This window comes from Staphylococcus sp. HMSC62D11, from assembly GCF_001839145.1.
GTDB lineage: Bacteria > Bacillota > Bacilli > Staphylococcales > Staphylococcaceae > Staphylococcus > Staphylococcus lugdunensis.
The window spans coordinates 1-242 of record NZ_KV840189.1; the positions used below are offsets into that span (position 1 = coordinate 1).

Below are 242 nucleotides of genomic sequence, written 5' to 3' on the forward strand. Positions count from 1 at the left end.
GTACCAAAAGGTCAAAATGGCACATCAGTGACAATTCAAAATATAGCTAAACAACCAAATGGTGACACTGTTGTAACCTTCTCAGATGGCAAATCGATTACGATACCAAAAGGCGACAAAGGTGACGCAGGTGTTAAAGGTGCCGATGGTCATTCAATTACAATCACAAGTAATACAGAAGAACCAAACGGAGATCGTAAACTTGTGTTCTCAGATAACACAACAGTTGTGATACCAAAAGG

At 39.7% G+C, this 242-nt stretch carries 1 pseudogene; it reads left to right on the forward strand.

What is annotated here, in order from left to right:
- Positions 1 to 242: pseudogene (locus HMPREF3267_RS12595) on the forward strand (hypothetical protein); the annotation flags it as partial.